Genomic DNA, 22205 nt, shown 5'->3' with positions numbered 1-22205 from the left:
GTCCATGCTCGACCTACTCCAAACTTCCACGGTGGCGTTAACGACCATCGTTTTTATTTTCGGGCTGTTAATTGGCAGTTTTTTAAATGTCGTTATTTTCCGCCTTCCAGTCATGATGAAAAACAGCTGGACCATTGAAGCCAGTGAGTTTCTGGAGCTTAAGACTCCGAAACTGGACAAAATAAATCTTATTAAGCCCGACTCTACCTGCCCTAAGTGCGGCCACAAAATTCGTGCCTGGGAGAATATTCCAGTTATCAGTTACCTGTTTTTAAAAGGAAAATGCGCTTCCTGCAAAACCGGCATTTCTCCTCGCTACCCAATTATTGAACTGGTTACAGCGGCATTTTCTGGGTTGATTGCTTGGCAATTTGGCTGGTCCATGGAGACAACCTACCTTCTTGTATTTGTCTGGACACTGATTTCATTGACGATGATAGATTTTGATACTCAGTTGCTACCGGATAGTCTGGTCCTCCCGTTGCTTTGGCTAGGTCTCATAGCCAATCTTAACAGTACGTTTACATCACTCAATGAAGCAGTTATTGGAGCCGTAGCCGGTTACTTGTCTCTTTGGTTGGTTTATTGGCTGTTTAAGCTGACTACGGGAAAGGAAGGCATGGGATATGGGGATTTTAAATTATTTGCTGCATTTGGAGCGTGGTTCGGCTGGCAATCCCTGCCACTGATTATTCTGCTCTCTGCGGCGGTTGGCTCAGTTATAGGTATTGGGCTTATTTTGGTCAAAGGTCGTGATAAGAATATTCCCATACCATTTGGGCCGTATTTGTGTGGCGCTGCGTTGGTATATATATTCTGGGGACAATATATCACCCAATGGTACCTGGGAACATTACAAGTATGATTGTGGGCCTGGGCGGAGGTATTGCCAGCGGAAAAACTGAAGCTAGTAAATACCTCCAGAAACAGTATCAATTTAATATGATCGATACTGATGTGTTGGCGAGAGAAGTTGTCATGCCGGGCCAAAAGGCTTATCAGGAGATCGTAAGCCATTTTGGCAACGAAATATTGTTAGCCGATAGAAATCTGAACCGCCCAAAGCTCAGAGAACTTATTTTTTCTGATGTTTCAGAAAAGACATGGCTCGAATCCGTAACACACCCTGCCATACGAACTCTTATGCAAGAGAAGATTAAAGCAGCTTCAAAGAATGCAGTTACACTGTTGGTATCACCGCTACTATATGAGTCTGAACAATACAAAATGTGTGATCAGAATATTCTGATAGTGGCTCCAGTCAATATAAGAACCCAGCGTGCTATGAGCCGCGACAATAGCTCAGCAGGCGTAGTGAACAGTATCATCAATCAGCAAATGCCTGATGAGCAAAAGCTTGAAATTGCTGATTTCATCATTACAAACGACTCAACTCTCATAGCTTTTCATCATAAGCTTGACGCTATGGCCCAAACTCTTCTAGAACTGGCTAAATTATGATTAAGGTAAAATGTCCAACTTGCAAAAAGGAGGTTGAATGGTCAAAGGAAAATCAATTTCGACCTTTTTGTTGTGAACGATGCAAACTCATTGATTTGGGAGACTGGGCTTCAGAAGGGCATAGTATTGCTGGTCCAATAATGATGGATGATCCGTTTTCTGAAGATTTGGACGACTTTTTTATTGACCCAGAGAAGAATGGGAAAGACATCTAGCGCTTTCCCATTGTTTGATCCTGGCTAATCAGCCAGACGTTAAGTTCGGTAGTCTGCGTTAATACGGACATACTCAGCAGACAGATCAGTGGTGTATATCCGTTCTGACGCTTGTCCCAGCCCAAGATTAACCGTTATCCTGATCTCTTCCTGAGTCATGACCCGGCCTCCCTGTTCTTCAGTGTAATTCTCGTCTCGTTCCCCATTACGGACGATACAGACATCATCCAGCCATATTGAAACCCGGCTCACATCCAGTTCTTCGATTTGGCTACGACCTACGGCTGCCAGGATTCTACCCCAATTGGCATCACTGGCTGAGAAAGCGGTTTTAACCAGCGGGGAATGAGCAATCGTGTAGGCCACTTCAAGTGCTTCTGCTGTATTGCGGGCCTCATTGATGACAACAGTAACAAATTTAGTTGCCCCTTCACCATCTTTGACAATAGCCTGCGCCAGAAAAAGCAGCACCTCTCCAACAGTTTTCTTAAGAAAACGATATAAATCCGAATCTTCAGTATCACAACACGGCACTTCAGCTTTACCAGTAGCGACCAAAATACAGGCATCGTTGGTAGATGTGTCGCCATCAACGGTAATACGATTAAAACTCTGCTCATTTGCGTCACTGAGTATTTTCTGCAGTAATGGCTGCGTAACAGGTGCATCCGTTGCAACAAAGCCCAACATCGTGGCCATGTTAGGTTTAATCATGCCAGATCCTTTAGCAATACCTGTTACAGTGATAGTCTCGCCCTGATATTCGAATTGCACGCTAATGCCTTTTGGCCGGGTATCTGTCGTCATAATACCGCTGGCAGCATCCGCCCAGTTATCGACCTCCAGAGCCTCTAATGCGTTTGGTAACCCTGCCAACAACCGGTCCATTGGTAGATTTTCACCAATAACCCCAGTTGAGAATGGTAGTACCTGGTGAGTCCCGACATTTCTTATAGCTGCCAATCTCGTGCAGGTCTCAAGCGCATCCTCCATTCCCTGGTGGCCTGTTCCAGCATTTGCATTTCCGGTATTAATCACTAGAAAACGAATACCTTCAGCACTGGTCAGATGTTTTTTTGCCACGTGGACAGGAGCCGCACAGAACTTGTTTTTTGTAAAAACACCCACAACCTGACTACCAGGGGCTATTTCGAATATCACCAAATCCCTGCGATTAGGCTTTTTAATGCCAGCACATGTAATTCCAACAGAAACTCCATTTACGGGAAACAATTGTGACAGCGTTTCATGACCAACAGCCATTTAAATGAACCCTCAGATTCCAATTTTCAAAGAATACCATTACCCCGCATTCTAAATAGACTTCAAAAAAACGGGGTCTCAGTTATTTTAAATCAGCCCAAGCGCCCATGGCATTGCTTGTATTTTTTCCCTGATCCACATGGGCATGGATCATTCCGACCTACTTTTTGCCCTTTTCTCACCATCGGTTGAGGCTTGTTTGGCTCAGGTTCAGACTCAGGCTCAGAATTACTTTCGGGTTGTGGTTGCACCGCGCTGGCCTGTTCATGCTGATACTGCATTCTTTCTTCCATAGCCTGGCGCCGGCGTTCAATTTCTTCAGCCTGCTCACGAGTCATAAGCTGCATACGGGAGAGTATTTTTACGGTATCTGACTTAACTTCCTCTAACAAATTCTGGAACAGCAGAAAAGACTCGCGCTTATATTCCTGCTTGGGATTCTTCTGAGCATAACCCCGCAAATGAATCCCCATTCGCAAATGATCCATCGCCTGAAGATGTTCTTTCCAACGCTGATCAAGAACCTGAAGCATGATTTGCTTTTCAAAGCCACGCATGGCATCAGCACCAACCTGCTCTTCTTTTTGCTGATATACGCGCTCCATTTCCTCAACAATTTTTTGTCGCAGTTGCGGTTCATTGAAATGTTGATCAGCATCCAGCCATTCCTGTACGGGCAATTGAATATCGAACTCAGCGCTCAGCGCTTTCTCCAGACCAGCAATATCCCACTGCTCGTGCAGACTTTCCGGTGGAACATATTCATCGATCAACTGGCTAGTCACGTCTTTACGGATATTCTGAATGACATCCTGGATGTCGTCCGAAGACATCAACTCATCGCGCTGCTCGTAAATAACAGAACGCTGATCATTATTGACATCATCAAATTCGAGCAGCGACTTACGGATGTCAAAGTTGCGGTTTTCAACCTTCCTCTGGGCTTTCTCAATAGCATTACTGACCATCTTATGCTCAATTGCTTCGCCCTTATCCATGCCCATCGATTTCATAAAGCCTTTCATGCGATCAGACATGAAAATACGCATTAGGTTGTCATCAATAGACAGGAAAAAACGTGATGAACCAGGGTCACCCTGCCGTCCGGATCGACCACGGAGCTGGTTATCAATACGCCGGGATTCGTGTCGCTCGGTACCAATGATATGCAAACCACCCGCAGCCAGCACAGCTTCATGGCGTTTTTTCCATTCGTCTTTGATTCGGGCTATATCGGCTTCAGAAGGATCTTCAAGTTGCTTAATCTCAGCTTCCCAGTTACCCCCAAGCATAATGTCTGTACCTCGGCCCGCCATATTGGTAGCGATGGTTACAGCACCAGGTAACCCGGCATTGGCAATAATAACTGCCTCATTGGCATGGTTTTTTGCATTCAGAACATTATGAGGGATTTTATGATTCTGCAACGCCAGAGACACCCGTTCCGAAGCCTCCACCGAAGCAGTACCGACTAGTACAGGTCTACCAGCTTCAATGTTCGACTGGATATCTTTAACAATAGCTTCGAACTTCTCATCCTCGGACAAAAATACCAAGTCATTGTAGTCAACCCGCTTAACGAGCCTGTTTGTAGGTATTACGACTACATCCAGACCATAAATCTGTCTAAACTCAAAAGCCTCTGTATCAGCCGTACCTGTCATTCCAGATAACTTAGTATACAATCGGAAGTAATTCTGGAAGGTGGTTGACGCCAGAGTCTGGTTTTCTTTTTGAATTTTCAGGTTTTCTTTTGCTTCAATCGCTTGATGAATACCTTCACTCCATCGACGCCCCGGCATTTTTCGTCCGGTGTGTTCATCAACAATTACAACCTCACCACCTTCGATAATGTAGTCAACATTACGGTGGAACATAAAGTGCGCTTTAATAGCCGCATTAACATGATGCAATAGACTTAAATTAGTCGCTGAATACAGGCTTTCACCTTCCGCAAGCAAACCATTCTGCGCTAGCAGCTGCTCAACTTTTTCATGCCCCCCTTCAGTCAGTTCCAGCGAGCGGTGCTTTTCATCAATGATAAAATCACCGGGCTTCAGCTCTTGCCCTTCTTCAGCAGGATATTCTCGGGTGAGGTTTGGAATGAGTTTATTGATCTGAAGGTATCGTTCTGAGCTGTCTTCAGCAGGACCAGAGATGATGAGCGGAGTCCTGGCTTCATCAATCAGAATGGAGTCCACTTCATCGACTACAGCGAAATAGTGGCCACGCTGAAATTTATCATCCATCCGGAAGGCCATATTGTCACGAAGATAGTCAAATCCAAATTCGTTATTGGTCCCGTACGTGATATCCGCTTTATAAGCCAACCGCTTCTCTTCAGGCGGCTGCTGTGACACGACAACCCCCACAGATAGATCAAGGGCAGCAAAAAGAGGCCTCATCCAACTAGCATCACGCTGCGCAAGATAATCATTTACGGTCACAACATGCACACCCTCCCCTGTCAAAGCATTGAGGTAACAGGGTAATGTTGCGACCAGGGTCTTTCCTTCACCAGTCCGCATCTCGGCAATCTTGCCACTGTTGAGCACAATCCCACCAACCAGCTGCACATCAAAATGTCGTAAACCAAGAACCCGTTTGCTGGCCTCTCGGACAGCAGCAAAGGCCTCAGGCAGCAATTGATCAAGAGATTCCTTCTCAAGCCGTTTTTTAAACTCTTGGGTCTTTCCCTTGAGCTGTTCATCACTCAGCGCCTCGAACTCGGGTTCCAACGCACTAATTTTCTGAACTTGTTTAAGTAACCGCTTTACTTCGCGGTCGTTTTTACTGCCGACAATCTTTGTAACAATTCTGGTAAACATCTGCTGTCTTAATTGCCTCAATCGCGATGGGTTTGCCAGAACCTATCTTAAAACTGATCAAAATCGGTGATATCTACTGGAATCAGGCTCGTATATTTCCAATTTTGAGATAGGCTCTGGTTAAAAGATATAGTTGTAATACTTCGGGCCGTGTAAGCCGCTCTGATAAGTAAGACAAATTTTTGGCCGCTAAATATACCGGCTCAGTTACTTTATGTCTTTGGAAAATGGAGGCTTTTTGTTAGATCGCAAGCAAATTGTGAATTTTATTTGCTTGCGCGAAGAATAAACTTGGCTGGATCGAGTGCTTTCCCGTTATTGTGCACTTCAAAATGGCAATGAGGACCTGTTGAACGTCCCGTACTTCCCATTTTGGCAATTACCTGACCTTTTTTGACAATGTCGCCGACTTTAACCAGTACTTCTTTGGAATGCCCATACCGCGTGGAATATCCAGAACCGTGATTGATTTCAACCATCAGACCATAACCGTAACGCTCTCCAGCCCAAGTCACCACCCCAGCAGCGACAGACACAATTTCAGAACCTTCTTTACCAGCAAAGTCCACGCCTTCATGCCAAGCCATCTTACCCGTAAAAGGATCTGACCTGTATCCATAACGTGAAGACATCCACCCTTTCAATATTGGGCGACCTGCAATAAAGGTGTCATTACTGATCTTGCGACTGCCCAACAGACTTTCCAATATTGTCAACTGCTCCTCCCGCCCTTCAATACGAGTCGCCAAATCATCGATGACATCCGTTAAGACCGGTACCTGATAAGCAGCACTATACAAATCGCTGGCTTCAGGCCCTCCGACAGCAGGAGGCTCAGAAAAATTAAACTCACCCTCGTCTAACTTTGCGACCTTAACCAAGTGCTCGCCCAAGGCATCAACGCGCGTAGCCCTGGCCTGCAATTCTGCAATTCTAACGGTCAGCGCCTGAATCTGTTCTTCGCTGTACTGTTTTACCTGGGAAATATCTTCTTTCTGCTTGGCAAGCGTCTTCTTCCACGCTGCGGCCGAGTTTTGGTCAAAAACGTCATTTTGAAGCTCGTGCCCCAGCCAATAACCAAAATAGCCGACTCCCCCCAAAGAAGAGAGCCCTATGAGAAATAGGAAGAGAGTCATTCCTGAGGAAAGCGATCTGACGCGACCATTTCGCCTGCTGACGACGATAATATTGATCATAGAAAATACTGGACACTACGGTAGTTGCATTAATATTCAGTTGCTAGTACCGGAGTATAGGCTATAGGAGCATTTTTTTCCTCAAAAGAAACATATTCCCAAGCATCTTCATGTTTTAAAAGCTCGCGTAGCAGTAAATTATTCAGGCCATGACCAGATTTAAAGCCGACAAAATGACCTAAAAGACTGTGTCCTAAGAGATATAGATCACCAACCGCATCAAGAATTTTGTGTTTTACGAACTCATTTTCATAACGCAGGCCATCTTCGTTTAGGATTTTAAAGTCATCCAAGGCAATGGCATTACTGAAACTAGCACCCAAGGCCAAATTATTAGCCCTCAGGTATTCAAAATCGCGCATAAAACCAAATGTTCTTGCCCGGCTGATTTCTTTAATAAAAGACGTGGTTGAAAAATCCAGAGAGTGTTTCTGACTTCTGTCTTTAAACGCTGGATGATCAAAATCAATGGTAAAAGACACCTTAAAACCATTATGAGGTTCAAAGCGGGCGTATTTATCGCCATCCTTTACTTCAACCGTTTTTTTGATCCGTATGAACTTCTTAGCCCGGTCTTGTTCTTCAATCCCTGCCGATTGAATCAAAAACACAAAAGGCCCAGCACTACCATCCATACTTGGAACTTCAGCAGCATTCACTTCAATATAGGCGTTGTCTATCCCTAGACCCGCCATTGCTGATAACAGGTGCTCAACAGTATCTACACTCGCACCACCGGCCACTAAAGTCGTCGACATCGTGGTATCACCAACGTTCATTGCCTTCGCCGGAATTTCAACCACTGGTTCCAAATCCGTTCGGCAAAAAACAATACCGGTATCGACTGGAGCAGGTTTAAGAGTGAGGTAGACCTTTTCACCGGAGTGAAGGCCTACCCCTGTAGCCCTAATGATGTTCTTAAGTGTACGTTGTTTAATCATACTAAATTTGGTCTGCAGCAACTTGGATAGGTTTTGAACCGCCGCATATTACCAAAGCGGCTGTATGACCCGCACCCATTTTTATGTAAACGTTCATATTTTAGTCAGCTTGTTTCCGCAGAAAAGCAGGAATATCCAGATAGTCTAAATCTCGGGAAATTTCCTTTTGTTGCTGATGCGAAACCTCTTGTCCATGTGCTTTTTTAGCAACTGGAGCTGAGCGATCAAACTTCCGGGCTTCAGGTGACTGAGCAGCACTTTTACGGGTGTTGTCAACCGCCACTTTAGGTTTGGCTACCGGACGATTCAGACCTGTCGCCACAACCGTAACACGGATTTCATCAGAGATCTCCGGATCTACTACAGTTCCGACCACTACAGTCGCTTCATCAGAAGCATATTCATGGACTATACGGCCAACCTCATCAAACTCAGTCAGTCCCATATCCAGACCACCGGTAACATTTACCAGAATGCCTCTGGCTCCCTGTAGATCAATATCTTCCAATAAGGGACTGCGGACAGCGGCTTCAGCGGCTTTTGAGGCGCGGTTTTCACCACTTGCACGACCGGACCCCATCATGGCCATTCCCATCTCGGACATTACTGTGCGAACATCGGCAAAGTCCACATTGATCAAACCGGGACGAATAATCAGGTCAGCAACCCCCTGTACAGCGTTTAGCAACACGTCATTAGCTGCAGCGAAGGCATCCAGCAAGGTAACATTATTGCCCAACACTTGCAGTAGCTTCTGGTTTGGAATGGTAATCAGGGAATCAACGTGTTGCCCTAACTCTTCCAAACCGGCCTCCGCAATGGTCATCCGTTTCCTTCCTTCAAACTGGAACGGTTTGGTGACCACTGCAACTGTCAAAATTCCCATTTCTTTGGCCACTTCCGCAACAATAGGTGCCGCTCCAGTGCCCGTGCCGCCGCCCATACCAGCAGTAATAAAGACCATATCTGCGTCTTTAAGCACCTCTGCTATTCGGTCTCTATCCTCCAGTGCTGACTGGCGACCAATTTCTGGATTTGCCCCCGCACCAAGACCACGGGTAATGGTTCCCCCAAGCTGGACCGCAGTACGAGCCTCCAATGACTTCAATGCCTGGGCATCTGTGTTGGCACAAATAAATTCAACACCTTCAATACTGCTGTTAAGCATATGCTGAACAGCATTGCCACCACCACCACCAACGCCAACGACTTTGATGACAGCTGATTGCGGAAAATCATCTACTAAAGTGAAAATATCACCGGTTTTGTGTTCTAAATCTCGATCTTTAAAGGACATAGCCCTGCTCCTCTGCTTTTGGTTAATACAGTCAAATCATCCAGACCGACTGTATGTCTCAAAAAACTTAAAAATTTCGTTTAAACCATTCTTTAATACGTACCAAGACACCGTCTTGTTCTTCGACATAGGCTTTAGCCTGGGGAACTCCCCCCTCGTGAACTTGTTTTGCTGCATGCATCAACAATCCCACACCTGTCGAATAAATCGGATTTCTTACGATATCTGTTAAACCTGTAATTTCTTGGGGGCTCGCTAATCGAACCGGTACATGAAATACCTCCTCAGCCAACTCAACGGCTCCTTCCATTTTTGCTGTTCCACCTGTCAAAACAATTCCAGAGGGAATGAGATCTTCGAATCCACTTCTTCTCAATTCGGCTTGAATAAGGGTGAACAATTCTTCATAACGAGGTTCAACAACTTCTGCCAATGCCTGGCGCGTCAACGACCTGGCTGGTCGATCACCTACACTGGGAACCTGAATCGTTTCGTTTTCATTCGCTAATTGCGCTAATGCACATGCATATTTGATCTTTATGTCTTCGGCATGCTGCGTGGGAGTTGCAAATGCCATGGCAATATCATTGGTTACCTGATCGCCGGCAATTGGAATCACGGCAGTATGTCTGATAGCACCTTCGGTAAATATGGCGATATCTGTCGTTCCACCACCGATATCCACAAGACAAACCCCTAACTCCCTTTCATCGTCAGTCAGCACAGCATGGCTGGAAGCCAACTGCTCCAAAATAATTTCCTCCACTTCCAGTCCACAGCGTCGAATACATTTCTCAATGTTCTGAATCGCGTTAAGCGCACCAGTCACAACATGTACACGCGCTTCTAAACGGACTCCACACATACCCAGTGGTTCTTTAATGCCTTCCTGACTATCAATAATGTATTCCTGAGGCAGAATATGAAGAATTTTCTGATCCGCAGGTACAGCAATAGCTTTTGCCGCATCCAAAACTCTTTCGATATCAGCCTCAATGACCTCTTTGTCGCGAACTGCAACAATGCCATGGCTGTTCAAACTATGAATGTGACTTCCGGCAATACCCACATGAACGGAGTGAATATCACAACCAGACATAAGTTCAGCTTCTTCAATGGCTCGCTGGATAGATTGAACGGTCGATTCGATGTTAACGACCACACCTTTTTTCAGCCCTCGGGACTTATGCGATCCCAGCCCTACTATCTCAATACCGCCATCGGCTGTTACCGTCCCAACGATAGCAACAACTTTTGAAGTGCCGATATCCAGTCCGACGAGTAATTGTCCGTGATTAGCCGCGGCCATTTGTTTCTTCTCCACTCACAACTTGTTGTTCATTCACTTTCAGCGCCACTGCATGTTCATACCGCGCATCAAGGTATTTTATCTGGTTCACATACTGACTACTTCTAGCCAGAACACTAAGTACCGAATCAAAACGCTCGGTAATATCTTTTCTGCCCAGCAAAATTTCCATACCCGATTCTGTCTTTAAACTCACTCCACCATCAGCGGTCATGATTAGCGAATCAAGCACCAACCCCTGACGTAACAAAGCGGAACTAAAGGTTACATATTGCTGCATGACAGTATCGAGAGATCCTTTTGGGCCGTATAATCTAGGCAACATCAAAGAGTTGGTCTCTGAGTTGAAGATTTTCCCCGTTTGACTGACAACACCGGAGTTATTCCAGTATGCCAATGGTTTCTCTTCTTCAACCGACACCTGCAACACTCCAGGCCACTCCAAAGACAATGATGCAGAAGCAATCCAGGGGAATGACTCGATATCGGTTTTGACCTGCTGCAACCCTCCGGTCAACAAGTTCACACCAACCAACCCTGATAAATACTGCTTAAATGCATCAGCATCTTCATATATCAATACCTGATTAAATTTAACGCTGGAGACAGACCAACGTATTTTTTGAATTCCTACAGCAGTAAAAAACAGCAGACAAACGGTAACAGCAAATACAGCAATAACACTCCAGACTCGCAAACTCAGTAACACCCGAATGTAGCTGAAAACTTTACTGGGTTTCTTTTGTTTTTTTCTGGTCGCACCTCTGACCCTGGGCTGCTCCCGAGTGATTGCTAAGGTCATGATTTTGCAAACCCCAGATTGTTCTCAGACAACTCCACAGATATCAGCCCAATATTTCCTGCACCCTGAGTAAGCAGCAAATCTCCGTCCTGCAATATATCCTTCAGTATTCCTGGCAGTAGTTTCTTATCCTCAACAAATATAGGATCTATTCTGCCTCTTTGGCGAATACTGCGGCACAAACTACGCCCATCCGCACCATTAATTGGCTCCTCACCTGCGGGATATACTTCCATCAATAGCAAAACATCCACCTTGGATAAGACCGACACAAAATCCTCATATAAGTCCCGGGTACGGGTATATCTGTGCGGCTGAAAAATAGTTACCAGTCTACGTTCAGGAAAACCTTCACGAATTGCGGCAATCGTAACATCCACTTCCCTTGGGTGATGACCATAGTCATCTACCAACATCACTGCGCCATTATCTGTAGAAAATTCGCCTTGCACTTGAAACCGCCTTCCCACTCCTCGGAAACGCTCTAAACCCTGGACGATTGCAATATCCGATATCCCCTCATCGCTCGCCACAGCAATCGCTGCCAATGCATTTTGAACATTATGTCGACCAGGCATGTTAATGGTAATTTCGAGATCCTCACTATATCCTGGACGCTTAACTTTAAATTGAGTTTTCATCCCATTCTGCAGTACATCGTAAGCCTGATAATCAGCTTTCGACGAAAAACCATAGGTCACAAATTGTCTGGTTAACTTCGGCAATATTGATTTCACATGTTCATCATCAACACAGACAACCGCCAGTCCATAAAATGGCAAGTTGTGTAAAAAGCTGACGAAAGCATCCTTAACCTGTTCAAAATCCCCACCATAAGTGGACATATGATCTGCATCGATATTGGTAACAATTGCCGTCATCGGCTGCAGGTGCAAAAATGACGCGTCACTCTCATCGGCTTCAGCGACGAGATAGTGACTGGTACCTAACTTTGCATTCGTTCCCGCGCTGGTTAACTTGCCTCCAATCACGAATGTAGGATCCAAATTAGCCTCTGCCAGAACCGATGCCATAATACTGGTTGTAGTGGTTTTCCCATGCGTTCCGGCGATGGCAATACCATGACGAAATCTCATCAATTCGCCAAGCATTTCTGCTCTCGGCACAATCGGTATACGCAGTTCGTTTGCCTGATGTACTTCCGGATTTTTGGTATCAATTGCACTGGAGACAACTACAACATCAACATTCATGACGTTCTCTGCACTATGTCCAATGGCAATGCGGGCACCTAGTTGTTCCAGACGCTGAGTTACCGCAGAAGACCGAATATCTGATCCACTAATGTGATATCCCTGGTTCAATAGAACTTCCGCAATACCGCACATCCCGACTCCACCAATACCGATGAAGTGGATATTTTTGATTCTTCGCATTTCAGGAATTTCAAAGGTCACTTTAGTCATTTCGCATTACCCCTGCCTTCTTCCTGTCAAAAATTTCTCGATCAAACGCACAATTCTTTCCGCTGAATCCCGAATAGCAACTTGTTCCAAAGCGGTGGCCATGTTAACCAGCGTCTTTGGATTGCCCATTAATTGTTTAATATGATGCAGCAGATTTTGGCTCAATTGTTCATTCTGCTCACACACAACTGCCCCATGGATGTCGGTTAACACTCTGGCATTAAAGTACTGCTGCTGATCTTTATGCCACGGATAGGGAATCAGGATCGAAGGTCTGCCGGCTACCGCCAATTCAGAAACAGTCGAGGCTCCGGATCTGGATATCACCAGCTCTGCCCAGTCATAAGCTGTTGCCATATTATCTATATACTCAACAACATTTGCCTCAACACCACACTGTTGATAACAGGACAATGTCTCTTCCAACTTTCCTTGACCAGTTTGATGATAAATTTCCGGTCTTTGTCGCTCATCAATCTGTGAAAATACTTCTGGCATAATGATATTCAATGATTGAGCACCTGAACTACCACCCAGAATTAAGACCCGCTGCAGGTTTTCACATTCCTGCATTTTTTTAACATTAGCCAGCTTGCCCCGCACAGGGTTACCCAAGGTAATTGGATTAACCTTTTCTGGAAACGTCTGAGGAAAAGCCTGAATCACTTTTTCCACCCAACGACTCAAATAGGCATTGGTCATTCCGGGCGTTCCGTTCTGCTCATGGATTAACACCGGGATACGTTTTATCTTGGCAGCAATTGCTCCGGGCGCCGATGCATACCCACCAAAGCCAACGACCATATCCGGCTTCACCTGATCGAGTATCCGTAATGCCGCATATACTGATCTTAAGAGATTCAATGGCGCAATGAATTTACGCTTTAAACCGCCTCCCTGATATGCTGTAACCGGTAGCAAGTGCAACGGAAATTCGGTGTTAGCCACAAGATCTGCCTCCATCCCACGCATAGCACCCAACCAGTGAACAAGCATCCCTTGTTTGACCATCGTTTCTGCCACTGCCATAGCCGGATAAATATGTCCCCCAGTACCACCCGCCATTACCAGCACTTTCCAACTCATTGCGCTTCCTCCGTCGAAACACTCAATGCTTCGCTATAAGCGCGTGCCACAAAGGCCAGCATTCCAAGAGTCACAACGATACTGGAGCCACCATAACTAAGTAGTGGCAAAGTCAGTCCTTTAGTGGGTAACAAACCAATATTAACCCCCACATTAATGAGCGCCTGAACAGCTAGAATAATGGCAATTCCATAACAAACATATGCAGAAAAAATCTGTTGTTTTTGTTCCGCCAGACGACCAGCTACGAAAATCCTTGCAATCAGAACGGTAAACAGTGCCAAAACAACCATAACACCAAATAATCCATACTCTTCACCAAGAATGGCGAACACAAAATCGGTATGCGCTTCGGGCAGATAAAACAGTTTCAAGATACTGTTACCAATCCCGACTCCAAACCATTCACCACGACCAAAAGCAATAAGTGCTTGCGTTAATTGATAACCCGATCCAAATACATTTTCTGAAGACCATGGATCGGTAAATGCTAGCAAACGCTGAACCCGATAAGGTTGCTCAATAGCCAACAAACCAACTGCTGCTGAACAAACAACGACCAGGACAAAGAACTGGCTGGCCCTGACTCCGCCTAAAAACATCATTCCCAACACTGCCGACAGAGTGACGACAACAGCACCAAAGTCAGGCTCCAACAGCAGCAATACAATAACAATTGCCAATACCACAATCGGTTTCAGAAACCCTGACCACTGACTTTTGACTTCTTCAGCTCTTCTGATCAGATAACCGGATATATAAATCACCAAAAAAAACTTCATTAATTCACTTGATTGGATGCCAATTGGACCAAGTCTTATCCAGCGCCAACTACCGTTCACTAACCTCCCAATACCAGGAATCAGTACCGCTACCAACAGTGCTAGGCCTAACAACAATAAGATCCAGTCATTTTTCTGCCAGACAGCAATAGGTATTTGCCTAATGACAAGGGCTGCTACAAGCCCTATAAATATGTATATACCGTGACGAATCACAATTGAGAAAGAACTGCCATAAAGCTTGTTTGAGTACTCAATGGATGAAGAACAGACAACCAAAAATCCAATTGCCAATAAACTAATCACCGCTACCATGAACCACTTGTCATAGTAAGAGCCCTCATGACTGACATCAGACACCATCGGAATCGTGGTCATTGCAACTCTCCCACAATTCGTTTGAACTGATTTCCTCGATCCTCAAAATTCTTAAACATATCCATACTGGCACAGGCTGGGGACAGCAATACCAGGTCACCCGGCTTTGCTACTTCATAAGCCTTATCGACAGCGTTCTGCAATGTATCCGTAAATAGATGCTCGATAGAATTTAAGTGCTTCGCAATCAATTCAGCATCCTGTCCAATCAAAATTACTTTTCGGCAAAAACGTTGAATCATTTGACCAAGTTCGTGGAAATCCGCTCCTTTGCCAATTCCGCCTGCGATCAAAACAATATGCTTTAGAGATTCATCACCCAATCCCCTTAATGCCGCTATTGTAGCTCCAACATTAGTACCTTTTGAGTCATCGATAAAAACAGTGCCATTTTTCTCTGCAACCCATTCACAGCGATGATCGAGACCAGCAAAACGACAGGCGACATCGACCATTATCTCCTTGCGGATACCGGCTAATTGCCCTAATGAAAATGCCGCCATAATGTTAGCCAGGTTATGCAAGCCTTTTAGTTTTAACTGCGAACCGTTGACCCAAATTTCATCGCCATTAAACAGAATGGCTTTATTACCATCTTCAGTCACCTGAAGAGAAAAACCATTTTTGACAGAAACTTCCAGACTGTAATCGACATGAGCAGCTGGATAGTTCTGTCCACACGTTGTGTAGTCATCATCCAGATTTACCACGACGGCCCGACTACCCATTAATATTCGCTGCTTTGCCCGGACATAGTCTTCAATACTCTCGTAACGATCCATGTGATCTTCAGAGATATTCAGAATAGTGGCAATATGACCAGACATACGATTCAGTGTTTCCAATTGAAAACTGGACAACTCCAAAACGACGAAATCAAGATCCCGATCTACAAAATCCAACACCGGCACCCCGATATTGCCACATACAGCTGTCCGCGAGCTTGCTGCTCTTGCCATTTCTCCGACCAATGCGGTAACCGTACTTTTTCCATTTGAGCCAGTAATCGCAATCACTTGAGTTTGAGTACTATCAAGCTGCTCCAAAAACAGATCAATATCACCGGATACCTGTACTCCGCTCTTAATTGCATGCTGTATTTCTGGCAAATGAACAGACAAACCCGGACTAAGGATGATTTCGTCAACCTCGATAAGCTTTTCCGGATCAAGCGCCCCCGTTAAGACTCTGACATTCGGATACTGCTCGGTAAGTTCTTTCAAACCAGGAGGATTGATACGGGTATCCATTATTAGAACCGACCGTTTTTTGCTCAGTAAATAACGGGCAGCAGAAAGCCCGGTCATTCCCAGACCGACAACTGCATATTTTTTACTGTTGAGCTGTTGTTCCATGTCTTACCTGATTTTCAACGTTGCCAGACCGATAAGCACCAGAACCACGGTAATAATCCAGAAACGAACAATCACTCGCGGCTCCGGCCAGCCTTTTAATTCATAATGGTGATGCAGAGGCGCCATGCGAAAAATTCGCTTTCCAGTCAACTTGAACGAGGCAACCTGTAAAATAACGGAAAGCGTTTCTGCGACAAAAACTCCTCCCATAATAACCAATACAATTTCCTGGCGGACAATGACGGCAACCACACCAATGGCAGCTCCTAATGCAAGTGCTCCGACATCGCCCATAAATACCTGAGCCGGGTAGGTGTTAAACCACAAAAACCCTAAACCGGCTCCGACAATTGAGCCGCAAAAAATAATCATTTCGCCACTGCCTGCGACATATGGGATATTCAGATATTCGGCAAAATTAATGTTGCCGGTAACATAAGCAAATATCGCAAATGCTCCCGAAATCAAGACAGATGGCAATATAGCCAGTCCATCCAAACCATCCGTCAGGTTGACAGCGTTGCTGGTACCGACAATGACAAAGTACGTCAACAATACAAACAATGCCCCACTTAACGGTAACGCAACATTCTTAAAGAAAGGCAGGATTAACGAAGTTTCTATCGGACTCGTGGCAGTGGAAAAAAGGAATATAGCCGCTCCAAAACCTGCAATGGATTGCCAAAAATACTTCCACCTGGCAGGTAATCCTCTTGAGTTTTTTTGTACGACTTTTTTATAGTCATCCACCCAACCAACGGCGCCAAACATGATAGTAACGACAACTACAACCCAGACATAACGATTAGTCAGATCAGACCACAACAAAGTACTGACAATCATCGATACCAAAATCAAAGCGCCACCCATTGTGGGAGTACCGGCTTTGCTTAAGTGAGTTTGAGGTCCATCACTTCGAACAGCCTGACCGATCTGATAATGCTTCAAGCGCTCAATCATTCTGGGGCCCAAAAATAAACTGACAGCCAATGCCGTCAATACTCCCAGAATCGCCCTCATGGTCAGATACTGAAGTACTCCAAAACCAGAGTGAATATGTTCTAAATAAGGTGAGAGCCAGTAAATCATTGGGCACTCTCCAGTATTAATGCGTTTACTACATCTTGCATCTTCATACAGTTAGCACCCTTAACCAATATCCTGTCATTTTTTCGCAGAATTGCTTTTATCGCGGTGATTAATTCAAGTTTATCCAGATAAACATTCTGAACGGCGGCACCCGCAAACTGTGGACCATAAAAAAATACCAGATTGGCTTTCCGTTCCGCGTAGTGACTGATGGCTTTATGAAGTGAAATACTTTCGCCACCAAGTTCAGCCATATCGCCCAATACTGCAATGCTTCTGCCGGTAATATCTGCCATCAGGTCAAGTCCTGCATAAACAGACGCAGGACTGGCATTATAAGTATCGTTATAGATCCACGTTCCATTGATACCATTTAAAACTTCGAGCCGCTTAGTCACACCGACAAAACGTTCCAAGCCTTTTTGAATGGTCACCAGCTTTATGCCCGCGGCATAAGCCATGGCTGCACAAGCCAACGCATTAGAAACCTGGTGGCGGCCAGCAACATTTAATGCAATACGAACTTTTTCTCCGCCAGTTCGCAATTGAAATGAAAACTTCCCATTTTCATCACTGGTTAGTTGATCTGCAGTAAAATCTGCATCATTTCGTTTAACAGCAAAGGAAACGACTTTTAATGATTTTTCCCGCGCTTTCTCTAACCATCCGTTATAAGCGCCATCATCAGCATTCAGAATTGCTGTACCGCCTTGAGACATACCATTCAGTAGATCTGATTTTTCTTCGCGTATCGCAGCCAAACTGCCAAAGCCTTCGTAATGTTGTTCTGAGGCGTTGAGAATCAAACCAATGTCCGGTTCAGCACACCTACTGGAAAAATTGATTTCTCCAGGTGTATTTGTACCCATTTCCACGATGGCAAACTCTGTGTTCCCAGCAATTCTCAGCAATGTAAAGGGAACACCAATGTTATTATTCAAATTTGCCTGAGTCGCAATGGTGTTACCATGCAAAGAACACACAGACAGCAACATTTCCTTGGTAGATGTCTTGCCGGCACTTCCCGTTAAACCCAAAATATTTCCGTTACACAGTCTTCGATTAAATTGAGCTATAAGGGACAATGCCACCAGACTATCTGGTACGATCAATTGCGGTATATCCGTGTCATGCTGGTGTTCTACAACGAGTGCTACCGCACCTTTTTCAATACATTGCGCGACAAACTGGTGACCATCGAAATGGAGGCCTTTGAGTGCCAGGTATGTTTCTCCGGCCTTGAGACTACGACTATCAGTCGATATGGATGTCACCGCAACATCCTGACCTTTTAAGGTTGCTCCGGGAATTATCTGGTGTAGTTCTGACAAATTGAATGTACGAATCATAAACCCACCTCCGCTGCCAACTTTGTAACGACTTCATAGTCAGAGAAGTGGTGTTTTTTCGTTCCGACAATCTGGTAATCCTCATGCCCCTTACCGGCAATCAATACGCTGTCACCAGTCCTCATCTTCAACAACGTATGTTTTATCGCCTGCTTTCTGTCAGCAATAAACCGCACATTTTCAATTTCAGATTCAGAAAAACCATCACGAATGTCGGCCATAATGGCACTCGAAGACTCAGTACGAGGATTATCATCTGTGACCACAACATGGTCCGCAAAACGTTCTGCCACTTGCGCCATCAGTGGTCTTTTTCCTGAATCACGGTCTCCACCACAACCAAACACCACCCATAGTTGACCACTACAATGATCGCGCATGGCCAACAAGGCCTTTTCCAGAGAATCGGGAGTATGTGAATAATCGATAGAAACCGTTTTGTGATGCTCACCGGTAATGAGCTGCATCCGTCCTTGTATGGGATGCAGCTCAGGCAGTACCGAAGCTATTTGAGGCAATGAGTAACCCTGTTGTATCAGTACGCCTGCAGCTGCCAGTATGTTGGCAATATTAAACCTGCCAATCAAACCAACCGATACACTTTCTATCTGATGATGGAAATGAAGATTGAAAGACATTCCCTGAGGTTGAAACACGATATCTGACACAAAAAGGTCAGCATGCTGATCAACAATAGAATAACTCAGACAATTCAGTTTTGTTATATCAAGCAGTTCTCTCCCCAATGCATCATCCAGATTGATCACCGCTTTTTCGACATCATAATCAGTAAAAAGCTTCTTCTTAGCGGTGCCATATGCTTCCAGCGTTTTATGATAGTCCAGATGATCACGGCTCAGATTGGTAAACACCGCACACTCAAAAGCGATACCTCGAATACGCTGTTGATCCAAGCCATGAGAGGACACCTCCATCGCACAATATGAAGCACCATTGTCCGCAAACTGTCTAAGTACCTGCTGATTACGCACAATATCTAAAGTGGTGTTATCAATCATGGACAAATTCGGCCAAATACCCTGACCATTAGTACCAATATAAGCAGTGCGCCGATCTAACAAGCTCAGCATCTGAGCAATGAACTGGCAGGTGGAGGTTTTACCATTCGTTCCCGTCACACCAATCATATGCAGACGCTGGCTGGGGTTTTCATATACATCAACCGCCAGCTGACTTAAAACTGCTGGCATATCAGTCACTCTAAATACCGGTAATAACGTATTTACCGGGGCGCCGGAATCCGTCAATACAGCGACAGCGCCTTTTTTTTCTGCTTCAGCAACAAACATCAAACCATCATGATGAGCGCCTTTCATAGCAACAAACAAATCACCCTGAGTAACTAAACGACTGTCTGGTTGAATACCAGTAATCATTAGCTCAAAAGCAGCATCAGGAAAGTATCTGTTTAGAGACAATGCAGTCATTGATTGCCTCCTGATGAGAAAATATCGCTCGCTATATAGTCTTTGACATCACTGTTCTGTTTATCCGGTTTCACGCCTAAATGTCTTAGAGCCTGCTCCATCACAGCCCCGAATACAGGTGCAGAAACCTCTCCGCCGTAGTATTCATCACCGACCACATCATCAAGACTGACAATCATCGCCAGCCTGGGATTACTCACTGGTGCAAATCCAGCAAACGAAGCTGCATACCTATTATCATCATAACCATGCTTGCCAACTTTATGAGCCGTACCCGTCTTACCTGCTATCCGATATAAATCGCTGCGGGCTTTTTTTCCGGTACCATTCTCAATCACCTGTTCCATCATCTGGGTCATAAGGCGAGCTGTTTTTTCTGAAATAATTTGAGTGCTCTGAACTCTGGCATCATTTAGCACAATATGAGGTGTTACTCTTTTTCCGTGATTAGCAATTGCTGCGTACGCCACAGCTAGCTGCAGCGGTGTTACGGTGAGGCCATAACCATATGAAAGAGTGGCCAGTTCGATATCTTTCCAGTTTACTCTGTTAGGCAGTACGCCATTTGCTTCGCCAGGAAAACCAATCCCGGTACTTTGCCCAAGACCAAAGTCATGAAAGGTTTTAAACATCTTTTGAGGACCGACCTTGAGAGCAATTTCTGAAGCACCGATATTACTGGATTTAATCAGTACTTTTTCAAAGCTCAAAACACCGTAGTCGTGAGTATCGCGAATAGTATAACCATTGATACGCCGCCACCCCGGAGATGTGTTGAACATCTGATCAACTGTAAACTTACCGGTTTCAAGCGCTGCGGAAAGAGTCAATGCCTTGATGACAGATCCCGGTTCAATTGCATCAGTAACAGCTCGGTTGCGCATACTTCCAGGACTAAGCTTACTGCGATTATTGGGATTAAAGGATGGCTGGTTGACCATAGCCAGAATATCTCCGGTTTTTACATCAAGAATAACCAGAGACCCTGAGCGGGCCTTATGCCGGATTACCGCTGCCAGTAATTCGCGATAAGCCATGTACTGAAGATCAAGATCGATACTCAATACCAAATTAGTCCCGTTTTTTGCTGGAGCTGTTAATTCCACATCACGAATAATCTGTCCATATACATCCGTTAAAACAGATTTTTTCCCATTACGACCAGACAAGTAAGAATCAAATGATAATTCGAGACCTTCTTGACCCTGTTCATCTACGTTAGTTAAACCAACGATCTGACTGGTCACTTCTCCCGCCGGATAATAGCGACGATACTCTGCTTCTGAACGTAATCCTCTTAGTCCTTTATTCTCTGACCTTAATGCCAGAATTTTTTCTGCTTCCTGAGGAACCATATGACGGCGAATCAACATATATGAAGAACTGCGCTGGTAGCGCTTTTTCAACGTACCAAGAGACACATCTGTCAGTCTGGAAATCAATGGCAAAGTGTCAACATCCAGCTTACGAGGCTCCGCCGTTAGCGTAATAAGCGGTGTACTCATAGCCAGAGTTTTTCCATTTCGATCGGTTATTACTCCCCGGGTAGCAACCAACTCTCGGGTATCCTCAATTCGCGCATCACCCTGATTGATCAAAAAACTTTTTTCCAATACCTGAAGCGTAATAGTTTTCCAGATCACGGCCCCCAACGCCGATAACAGCATCAGGTAAACTAATAATTGCCTGCCATTGTTCTGCAAAGTGGTGTTCAAGGTTGCTCCTGCAGAACTTTGATTTGATCAGTCTTGGGGTTAATCATGCCTCTCTCCCGGGCCTTGTTCTCAATCCGCGCAGGTGCAGACAACGCGCTCTCTTCAAGTAGTAATTTTCCATACAACGTATTTAATTTTTCGCTTTCTTTTTCCAATTGCTGCAGCTGCGTAAAATAGCTGCGCGTCAGGTGCGTGCTATAAATGACCCCTACACCTGAAGCCAGTACCAAGATCACCAACACTCCGGTTATGACCTTAACCATA

The 22205-nt window shown here is 45.0% G+C and carries 19 protein-coding genes; 3 read left to right on the top strand and 16 right to left on the bottom strand.

Features of this window, described 5'->3' with window-relative positions; translation table 11 throughout:
- Positions 1-4: 4 nt before the first annotated feature.
- From ACQY6I_RS01660 to yacG, 3 genes are read left to right on the top strand one after another with little or no spacing between them, the layout of a single operon-like run.
- Positions 5-865 (top strand): prepilin peptidase, encoded by an 861-nt coding sequence (locus ACQY6I_RS01660; protein ID WP_428239731.1) that lies wholly within the window; start codon positions 5-7, stop codon positions 863-865.
- Positions 862-1461, top strand: a complete 600-nt coding sequence (gene coaE / locus ACQY6I_RS01655; protein WP_428239730.1) for a dephospho-CoA kinase — start codon at positions 862-864, stop codon at positions 1459-1461. The genes ACQY6I_RS01660 and coaE overlap by 4 nt, the downstream gene beginning before the upstream one ends.
- Entirely contained in the window at positions 1458-1676 is a 219-nt protein-coding gene (yacG, locus tag ACQY6I_RS01650) for a DNA gyrase inhibitor YacG (protein WP_428239729.1), read from the top strand. The genes coaE and yacG overlap by 4 nt, the downstream gene beginning before the upstream one ends.
- 39 nt (positions 1677-1715) lie before the next feature.
- Here the strand turns inward: yacG and argJ are convergent, their stop codons facing one another.
- The 16 genes from argJ to ftsL all read right to left on the bottom strand — a co-directional run bounded on the left by argJ (position 1716) and on the right by ftsL (position 22204).
- The gene (argJ, locus tag ACQY6I_RS01645; RefSeq protein ID WP_428239728.1) at positions 1716-2939 is read right to left on the bottom strand and encodes a bifunctional glutamate N-acetyltransferase/amino-acid acetyltransferase ArgJ; all 1224 of its coding nucleotides are present in this window, start codon (positions 2937-2939) and stop codon (positions 1716-1718) included.
- A 92-nt stretch (positions 2940-3031) separates the two neighbouring features.
- Positions 3032-5767 carry a preprotein translocase subunit SecA gene (gene secA, locus ACQY6I_RS01640; protein ID WP_428239727.1) on the bottom strand — a complete coding sequence of 912 codons (2736 nt, stop codon included), beginning with the start codon at positions 5765-5767 and terminating at the stop codon, positions 3032-3034.
- 266 nt (positions 5768-6033) lie between these two features.
- Entirely contained in the window at positions 6034-6963 is a 930-nt protein-coding gene (locus ACQY6I_RS01635) for a M23 family metallopeptidase (RefSeq protein ID WP_428239726.1), read from the bottom strand.
- Positions 6964-6992: 29 nt separating this feature from the next.
- On the bottom strand, positions 6993-7904 hold the full coding sequence (lpxC, locus tag ACQY6I_RS01630) for a UDP-3-O-acyl-N-acetylglucosamine deacetylase (protein ID WP_428239725.1): 912 nt from the start codon (positions 7902-7904) through the stop codon (positions 6993-6995).
- A gap of 100 nt (positions 7905-8004) precedes the next feature.
- The gene (ftsZ, locus tag ACQY6I_RS01625; RefSeq protein WP_428239977.1) at positions 8005-9159 is read right to left on the bottom strand and encodes a cell division protein FtsZ; all 1155 of its coding nucleotides are present in this window, start codon (positions 9157-9159) and stop codon (positions 8005-8007) included.
- A 109-nt stretch (positions 9160-9268) separates the two neighbouring features.
- On the bottom strand, positions 9269-10510 hold the full coding sequence (gene ftsA, locus ACQY6I_RS01620; RefSeq protein ID WP_044616963.1) for a cell division protein FtsA: 1242 nt from the start codon (positions 10508-10510) through the stop codon (positions 9269-9271).
- The gene (locus ACQY6I_RS01615; protein WP_428239724.1) at positions 10497-11312 is read right to left on the bottom strand and encodes a cell division protein FtsQ/DivIB; all 816 of its coding nucleotides are present in this window, start codon (positions 11310-11312) and stop codon (positions 10497-10499) included. The genes ftsA and ACQY6I_RS01615 overlap by 14 nt, the downstream gene beginning before the upstream one ends.
- Positions 11309-12739, bottom strand: a complete 1431-nt coding sequence (murC, locus tag ACQY6I_RS01610; RefSeq protein WP_428239723.1) for a UDP-N-acetylmuramate--L-alanine ligase — start codon at positions 12737-12739, stop codon at positions 11309-11311. Before murC ends, ACQY6I_RS01615 begins: the two co-directional genes overlap by 4 nt.
- Before the next feature lie 6 nt (positions 12740-12745).
- Positions 12746-13825, bottom strand: a complete 1080-nt coding sequence (gene murG, locus ACQY6I_RS01605) for an undecaprenyldiphospho-muramoylpentapeptide beta-N-acetylglucosaminyltransferase (RefSeq protein WP_428239722.1) — start codon at positions 13823-13825, stop codon at positions 12746-12748.
- The gene (ftsW, locus tag ACQY6I_RS01600; RefSeq protein WP_428239721.1) at positions 13822-14985 is read right to left on the bottom strand and encodes a putative lipid II flippase FtsW; all 1164 of its coding nucleotides are present in this window, start codon (positions 14983-14985) and stop codon (positions 13822-13824) included. The genes murG and ftsW overlap by 4 nt, the downstream gene beginning before the upstream one ends.
- On the bottom strand, positions 14982-16340 hold the full coding sequence (gene murD / locus ACQY6I_RS01595; RefSeq protein ID WP_428239720.1) for a UDP-N-acetylmuramoyl-L-alanine--D-glutamate ligase: 1359 nt from the start codon (positions 16338-16340) through the stop codon (positions 14982-14984). Before murD ends, ftsW begins: the two co-directional genes overlap by 4 nt.
- A 3-nt stretch (positions 16341-16343) precedes the next feature.
- Entirely contained in the window at positions 16344-17429 is a 1086-nt protein-coding gene (gene mraY / locus ACQY6I_RS01590; protein ID WP_428239719.1) for a phospho-N-acetylmuramoyl-pentapeptide-transferase, read from the bottom strand.
- The gene (locus tag ACQY6I_RS01585) at positions 17426-18778 is read right to left on the bottom strand and encodes a UDP-N-acetylmuramoyl-tripeptide--D-alanyl-D-alanine ligase (protein WP_428239718.1); all 1353 of its coding nucleotides are present in this window, start codon (positions 18776-18778) and stop codon (positions 17426-17428) included. Before ACQY6I_RS01585 ends, mraY begins: the two co-directional genes overlap by 4 nt.
- Positions 18775-20226 (bottom strand): UDP-N-acetylmuramoyl-L-alanyl-D-glutamate--2,6-diaminopimelate ligase, encoded by a 1452-nt coding sequence (locus ACQY6I_RS01580; RefSeq protein WP_428239717.1) that lies wholly within the window; start codon positions 20224-20226, stop codon positions 18775-18777. Before ACQY6I_RS01580 ends, ACQY6I_RS01585 begins: the two co-directional genes overlap by 4 nt.
- Positions 20223-21941: a peptidoglycan D,D-transpeptidase FtsI family protein gene (locus ACQY6I_RS01575; RefSeq protein WP_428239716.1), complete on the bottom strand. Its 1719-nt coding sequence runs from the start codon at positions 21939-21941 to the stop codon at positions 20223-20225. The genes ACQY6I_RS01580 and ACQY6I_RS01575 overlap by 4 nt, the downstream gene beginning before the upstream one ends.
- Positions 21938-22204: a cell division protein FtsL gene (gene ftsL, locus ACQY6I_RS01570; RefSeq protein WP_428239715.1), complete on the bottom strand. Its 267-nt coding sequence runs from the start codon at positions 22202-22204 to the stop codon at positions 21938-21940. The genes ACQY6I_RS01575 and ftsL overlap by 4 nt, the downstream gene beginning before the upstream one ends.
- Position 22205: the final 1 nt, after the last annotated feature.

The sequence above is a fragment of the Gynuella sp. genome (assembly GCF_050297175.1).
In the GTDB taxonomy this organism is placed as follows: domain Bacteria; phylum Pseudomonadota; class Gammaproteobacteria; order Pseudomonadales; family Natronospirillaceae; genus Gynuella.
The sequence above is the reverse complement of the archived record's forward strand: the minus strand, read 5'-3'. Positions and strand labels throughout refer to the sequence as shown.